This is a genomic window from Bacteroides sp. (assembly GCA_036351255.1).
GTDB lineage: Bacteria > Bacteroidota > Bacteroidia > Bacteroidales > UBA7960 > UBA7960.
This window is the reverse complement of record JAZBOS010000060.1, coordinates 20,794-27,623: the sequence shown is the minus strand read 5'-3', so window position 1 is coordinate 27,623 and position 6,830 is coordinate 20,794. Positions and strand designations below refer to the sequence as shown.

General features: G+C 53.6%; 6 protein-coding genes. 1 reads left to right on the top strand and 5 read right to left on the bottom strand.

From position 1 onward, the window contains the following. Nucleotides 1-1,696 precede the first annotated feature (1,696 nt). The gene (locus V2I46_06000) at nt 1,697-2,014 is read left to right on the top strand and encodes a hypothetical protein (GenBank protein ID MEE4177046.1); all 318 of its coding nucleotides are present in this window, start codon (nt 1,697-1,699) and stop codon (nt 2,012-2,014) included. Between the two features lie 24 nt (nt 2,015-2,038). Here V2I46_06000 and lepB read toward each other — a convergent pair whose 3' ends face one another. Genes lepB through V2I46_05975 form a run of 5 tightly spaced genes read right to left on the bottom strand, consistent with a single transcriptional unit; the run spans nt 2,039 to nt 6,660 of the window. Beyond that, nucleotides 2,039-3,532, bottom strand: a complete 1,494-nt coding sequence (lepB, locus tag V2I46_05995; protein MEE4177045.1) for a signal peptidase I — start codon at nt 3,530-3,532, stop codon at nt 2,039-2,041. Nucleotides 3,533-3,542: 10 nt separating this feature from the next. Next, nucleotides 3,543-4,253 carry a 4-hydroxy-tetrahydrodipicolinate reductase gene (gene dapB, locus V2I46_05990; protein ID MEE4177044.1) on the bottom strand — a complete coding sequence of 237 codons (711 nt, stop codon included), beginning with the start codon at nt 4,251-4,253 and terminating at the stop codon, nt 3,543-3,545. Nucleotides 4,254-4,267: 14 nt separating this feature from the next. Next, nucleotides 4,268-4,933: a DUF5683 domain-containing protein gene (locus tag V2I46_05985; protein ID MEE4177043.1), complete on the bottom strand. Its 666-nt coding sequence runs from the start codon at nt 4,931-4,933 to the stop codon at nt 4,268-4,270. Nucleotides 4,934-4,945: 12 nt separating this feature from the next. Then, the gene (locus tag V2I46_05980; protein ID MEE4177042.1) at nt 4,946-5,854 is read right to left on the bottom strand and encodes a ParB/RepB/Spo0J family partition protein; all 909 of its coding nucleotides are present in this window, start codon (nt 5,852-5,854) and stop codon (nt 4,946-4,948) included. After that, entirely contained in the window at nt 5,854-6,660 is an 807-nt protein-coding gene (locus V2I46_05975) for an AAA family ATPase (GenBank protein MEE4177041.1), read from the bottom strand. The genes V2I46_05980 and V2I46_05975 overlap by 1 nt, the downstream gene beginning before the upstream one ends. Nucleotides 6,661-6,830 lie beyond the last annotated feature (170 nt).

The window sequence follows — 6,830 nt, the reverse complement described above, 5'->3', positions numbered from 1 at the left end:
GGTAAACCAGGTTCAATCAAAATCAGGGGCTTTAGCCCAAACCTTTTCCTGCTTGGGTTAAAACCCCCATAGGGTATCTAACTCTTAATCCGTAGCCTGAAGGCTACGGCTATTGATCCCCCGCACCCCCGAAGATCATAATGCAGGGCATTTATGCAGGTTTTTCTTCTGGCAGGGGCGCACAGCCGAACGCCCCTGCAGGCCCTGAAAATAAATGGGGGGTGGGTAAAAACCACGGGAATCTCTTTCCCTGTCCTTAATGAACCAGATCCTGTCCCTGCTCCCTAACGGGGTTCATACCAGGAACCAGGCGGAAGAATGGGTGAAATAATAAAGAAATCATCAAAAAAGGAAAGTGATAATATTGATAATTTTGATAATATTGATAATTTCCCTGCGATGGGTCCCGCTCAGCCCCGGAAATCAATAGGCCCGGCATTCATGCCGGGTAAACCAGGTTCAATCAAAATCAGGGGCTTTAGCCCAAACCTTTTCCTGCTTGGGTTAAAACCCTTCAGGGTGAAGATCCGGGCATTTTTCTGGTAGGGACAAGGCCTGCCCTATCCATGCGGTTTATCCAACCAAACCCGGGAATTAATAGACTCATCGTTTATGCCGGCTTTACCTTTACGCAGCTTCCGCAGCTTACGCAACTTACGCAGCTTACGCAACTTACGCAGCTTCCCCAAATTGCGCAATCCTTTCTTTTGGCAAAAGTTCATTCAATTGGCAGGTGTTTGGTTTTCCTGATCATTTTTTCAAAATATTCAAATCCTCACTTTTCTCCCTTTCCTTTATTAACCAATGTATGTGGCCCTTGTTTATCATTGTCCGAAGCATCATTCCGCTTTCAGTTCCTGCCTGGCGGCAACCAGGGGAAGGGCGTTTTTTGCTAAATATATCATATCTAGGTATTAATATATATTTATAAATGATTATAAGTAAAATATTCGTAAGGACGGGCGTCACCTTTTACCTACAACTGATCCTTTATCTGCAATGAGTCCTCCAGTCAGGCCAGATCCTGTTTCTTTTGGGTGACCATTTGTTGAAAGCCTTAAAACAATGGAGGGAACAGCTTCCTGTTGGAAAGCAGACTGTTAAAGCATTTTTTTGATCAATCCTTTAATTTATTACGTTAAGGAAGAGGTTTAAAGATCAATGCATTATGGAAGATATCCGCGATAATTCAAAAAAAAATGAAAGCTGCGGAAGTTGCGCAAGTTTGGGAAGCTGCGTAAGTTGCGTAAGTTGCGTAAGCTGCGTAAGCTGCGGAAGCTGCGGAAGCTGCGGAAGTTGCGTAAACCTTGCCAGTGCGCAACTGCGTAAACTGCGCAAACTGCGCAAACTGCGTAAAGGAGAAAGTGAGAAAGCTGGGATTCCAGTCAAAAAATAGCAGTTAAAAACCAGGATCGATAATATAAGTAACTGTCAATCAATGTAGTGTGGTCAGATTGGGGGAAAGCAAGGAGCAGCCGGTCTCTTCAACCAAAACCAAATAGTATGCTCATCCCAAAATTTTCATTTTTCATTTTTAAATTTTCATTATTCATTTAACCACGCTCGTACCATGCTCGTGTAATCCTCGTGCAAGGCTCGTATGGGGCCTTGCTGCACACGACCGGGATAGGGCGATGGTGGGAAGAAGTGAGAGATGAGAAGTGAGAGGTGAGAGGTGAGAAGTGAGAAGTGAGAAGTGAGTGGTGAGCGAATCGGCGACAATTTGATGGCTTGCTTATTGGTCGGCCCCGCTAATCAGCGGGGCGAGGGGGGGAATGGCTCGTTTCTGTTTCCCCGGGTGCTGCGCGACCCGGGGCTATTGTTGGCTGGCCCGCTTCGCGGGCATTCGTTCAACCTAATCAAGGAATCTTTCCTTCGTAAATCAAGAATCCCTGCCAGCCGGAAGGCTGGGTCTTTCTCTGATCTGAAATCAAGGACCTCCCCCCAAACCCCTCGCCTGAGGCGAGAGGAGTTCGGGGCTGCAATTCCAGAAACCTTGAACCTTAAACCTTGAACCTTAAACCTTGAACCTTAAACCTTACCTAATCACCCTGAACGTCTTATTAAACCTGATATTCCCGGGGAAGGACTTTTCCTTGTCGAGGGAGAGCCAGACGAACATAGCGCTGCCCACGATGTGGTCTTCGGGGACGAAGCCCCAGAAGCGTGAGTCGGCCGAGTTGTGGCGGTTGTCGCCCATCATCCAGTAATAGTCGAGCTTGAAGGTATAGGAGGTGGCAGGCGTGCCGTTGATGAGGATCTGGTCGCCATTGACCTCCAGGTCATTGCCTTCATACACGTCGATGATGCGCTGATAGAGGTCGATGTTGGAGGGGCTGATGGCTATGGTGGCGCCTTTTTTGGGGATGTAGATGGGGCCGAAGTTGTCTTCATTCCAGGCAAACTCGGGCTTGTGGGGGAAGATGTAGGGCTCGTAGCGTCCGGCGGGGCGGCTGAGCTTTTCGACGCTGGCCACGCTGGTGACGGTTTTTACCTGTTCTGCCGCCTCACGGGTCATCTCCAGGATATACACCCCACTGGAGATCATCCCCCAGTTAGTGATGTTCAGTCGTTCGAGCACCCTGGGGTTGATGGGCGTGCCATCGGTGACCACCTGGAAGTTATGCTGTACGCCCTCGGGGTCGGGCAGCAGGGTGCCGTTCACCAGGATGGCGCCGTCGACGATTTGCAGGCTGTCGCCGGGAATGCCCACACAGCGCTTGATGTAGTTCTCGCGCTTATCGACGGGGCGAGCTACGATGTCGTAGTTTTGCCATACCTGCTCGCGCCCCATGTTGCGCACCAGGGCATAGTAGCTTTCGTTTTGCCTTTGCAGGGCCACCGTGTCGCCATCGGGATAGTTAAACACCACCACGTCGTTGTTCTTGATGCGGCGCAGACCGGGGTAGCGGTAATAATCGAGCTTGATCCACTCCAGGTACGACTTGGTAAACTTGGTCAGGGGCAGGGTATGGTGGGCAAAGGGGAATGCGATGGGGGTGTTGGGGATCTTGGGGCCATAGGTCACCTTGTTCACGAAGAGGTAGTCGCCCACCAGCAGCGATTTCTCCATCGAGGGGGTGGGGATGGTGTAGGCCTCGATCATGAACATACGGATGAGGGTGGCGGCCACCACGGCGAAGATAATGGCATCGGCCCATTCGCGCCAGCCCGACTTTTGGATCTCGGGAAGCTTCGAGGGATGCACGTATTTCTCCCTGGGGGCGAAGCCCAGGTAAGGCAGGTAGACAAAGGGGAAGATCACCCCCAGGGCCTGTTGTCCCAGCCCGTGTTTGTTGAAGCACTTCAGCGTCTCGACCACCATGAGCAGCAAGGTGAAGACGTTGATAAAGGGTACCAGCACGAAGATAAACCACCACAGGGGCTTGTCGATGATTTTGAGCCAGTGGTAAATGTTGAGGAAGGGCACGATGGCATACCAGCCGGGCTTGCCGGCTTTTTCAAAGATCTTCCACAGGCCTGCTGCCGAGGCCAGGAAAAACAGGATGGTCAAAATCATATACATGCTCATTGCGGTAGGATTATAGGTTGAGTAAATCTTTCATTGTAAACACGCCTTTTTTTTGCCATACCCACTGGGCAGCCATCAGGGCGCCGCGGGCGAAGCCGCTGCGGTTATGGGCGGTATGCCTGATTTCTATGGTGTCTTCAGGGCCTTTCCATTCCACCTGGTGGGTGCCCGGCACCTGGTCGATGCGCAGGGCCTCGATGGGGATTTCGAAAGGGCTGTGGGCTTCATCCCTGAGTTTCCAGGTGTTGAAGCGTTGGTTATGGTCGATGATGCCGTTGGCCAGCACAATGGCCGTACCGCTGGGGGCGTCGAGCTTCTGGATGTGATGCGTCTCGCTGATGGAGGGTTGGTAATGCCCAAAGCCATTGATCAGCTCAGCAAGGCGGCTGTTGATCTCGAATAAGATGTTGACGCCCGGGCTGAAGTTGGAGGCATAAAACAGGGTCTGGTTTCTTGACAGGCAGATCATGCTCACCTCGGGCAGGCGGTCGTGCCAACCGGTGGTGCCGCATACCACCGGGATGCCGGCTTCAAAGCAGCGGTAGATGTTGTTGACGGCTGTGTCGGGCGTGGTGAACTCGATGGCCACCTGGGCTTCGCCGGGGAAGTTTCGCCAGTCGTCTTCGTTGTCGATCTTGCATATGATGCTGTGTCCGGCAGCCAGGGCGTGCTTTTCTACCTCGTGGCCCATTTTGCCGTAACCAATGATCGCTATTTTCAGGGGCTGTTCCATGCTTAGAATCGAAAAGTGAATTTCAGGGCAGGCAGGTGGCTGACAGGACCCGCCAGGGCAGGTGAAGGATCCATCCGGGGTTCTATCTTCATGCTGATGTCTTCACTTACATCGAAGTCCATCAGGTGGGCCTGTACGTTGGCATCGAGGATGTTGAGCAGGTAAAGGGCGGCGCCCAGGATGAACGAGAGTTCGAGGTTGCGCCGGTAATATTCCATGGCCCTTTTCAGGGAAGCATCGGTATAAAGGGGGTAGTTGTCAGGGGTGTTGGGGTTGCCGTCGACTTTCGCCAGGTAGGCCCTTCGCATCTCCTGGTAATTGTCGTTGTTGAAGTTCACAGCATAGGCCACGCCCCCAAAGCCGGCATAAATGATGGGTATCTTCCAGTAGGCGCGGTTGTAGGCTTGTCCGAGTCCGGGCAGGGTAGCCGAGAGCATGGCAGCGCGTCCGGGTGAGGGGATGCGCCGGCCAGAGGGCAGGGTGTCGATGGGCAGGGCTTCGGGTGAGCGCTGGGGCTGGTCGGGCAGGGGCGTCTGCGAAAAGAGGGGCAGGGCCAGCAACAGCAAGACAAAAAGGCCCCCCGCATAACGCCAGGCAAAACCACGGTCCCTAGCTGTCCCCCTGAGGGTGCACGAAGCATTGGGATGGTATGCGGGCGCGATAGACAAGGCTGGCGGGCTTTAGTGCTGGATCAGGTTCAGGATGCGTTCGAGGTCTTCATCAGAAGAGAAGTTGATGACGATAGAACCTTTGCCTCCGCTGCGGCCCTTGACCTGCACCTTCGATCCGTAAAAACCCGTTAGCTGCTTTTGCAAGGCCTGGTATTTCTCTTTTATCTCTGGAGAGAGGGGCTGTTTGGGTGCGGGTGGTTCGGGCTCGGCTTCGGTTTCGTTGAGGCTTTTTACGATCTCTTCCACGTCGCGCACCGAGAGGCCCTGGGCCAGGATGTCCTGGTAGATCTCGAGCTGGGTCTGGATGTCATCGACCGACACCAGTGCGCGGGCGTGCCCCATGGTGATAAGGTCCTGGCGCAGGCCGATCTGTATCTCGCCGGGCAGGTTGAGCAGGCGCAGGTAGTTGGCGATGGACGAACGGCTCTTGCCCAGGCGCTCGCTGAGCATCTCCTGGGTGAGGTCGTAAGTGTCGATGAGTTGCTTATAGGCCAGCGAGATCTCGATGGGGTTGAGGTTCTCGCGCTGGATGTTTTCGACGATGGCCATCTCGAGCATCGCGTTATCGGTGGCGATGATGATGTAGGCAGGGATATCGGTGAGTCCTGCCATGCGTGCGGCTTTGCAGCGGCGCTCGCCTGAGACGAGCTGAAACTTACCATCCTCGCCCCGGCGCACCGTCACCGGCTGAATGACGCCCTGTTCCTTGATGGAGGCGGCCAGGTCTTGCAGGGCCTGGTCGTCGAAGTCGGTCCGGGGCTGGTAGGGGTTGCCTTCAATGCTGTCAAGCAGGATCTTGCCAACGGTGCCTACCGGCAGCAAGTCCTTTTCGATGTCGTAAATGGGCTGGGGCTCCATTCCGGACTGGTCGAGTAATGCGCTTAATCCTTTTCCTAATGCTCGTTTTTTGGCATTCATTATTCTATGGCTATGTTTTTCTCTGATTGCGGGATCTTTGTCAATTCATTGCGTTGCAGGATCTCACGGCCCAGGTTGAGGTAGTTGATGGCGCCGCGGCTTTGCACGTCGTGCATGATGATGGTCTCACCAAAGCTGGGGGCCTCACCCAGCTTGGTGTTGCGCTGAATGATGGTGTCGAACACCAGGTCCTGGAAGTGGGTGCGCACCTCTTCGACCACCTGGTTCGACAGGCGCAGGCGGTTGTCGTACATCGTCAGCAGGATGCCTTCAATCTCGAGTTTGGTGTTGAGGCGCGACTGCACGATCTTGATGGTGTTGAGCAGCTTGCCCAGTCCCTCGAGGGCAAAGTATTCGCACTGCACCGGGATGATGACCGAGTCGGCGGCGGTGATGGCGTTGACGGTGATGAGCCCCAGGGAGGGCGAACAGTCGATGATAACAAATTCGTAATCGTCCTTCACCTTGTCAATCACCTTGCGCATCATCAACTCGCGATTGGGCAGGTTGATCATCTCGATCTCGGCACCCACCAGGTCGATATGGGCGGGGATGAGGTCGAGGTTGGGGGTGGAGGTGTTGAGCAGGATGTTGCGCGGCTCCACGTCGTCGATGATGCATTCGTAAATGCTGGTCTTGACCACCTTGGGGTCGAAGCCTACCCCTGAGGTGGCGTTGGCCTGGGGATCGGCATCGATGAGCAGGGTTTTGTGTTCGAGCACCGCCAGGCTGGCGGCCAGGTTGATGGCGGTGGTGGTTTTTCCGACACCCCCTTTTTGGTTGGCTATGGCTATTACTTTACTCATATTCCTTTCATAAAAAATGCTGGTTTCACTCAAAGGCATTGATGAAGTGAAACCAGGCAAGGAGGCATTGTATTATGGACAATACGCCGATTGATGGTTTTTTCTCTAATTAATTGATTTGCCCGGCTGGTCCGGTGCTTTGGCTGATGCCTGAAAAAAACAGGCCAAAG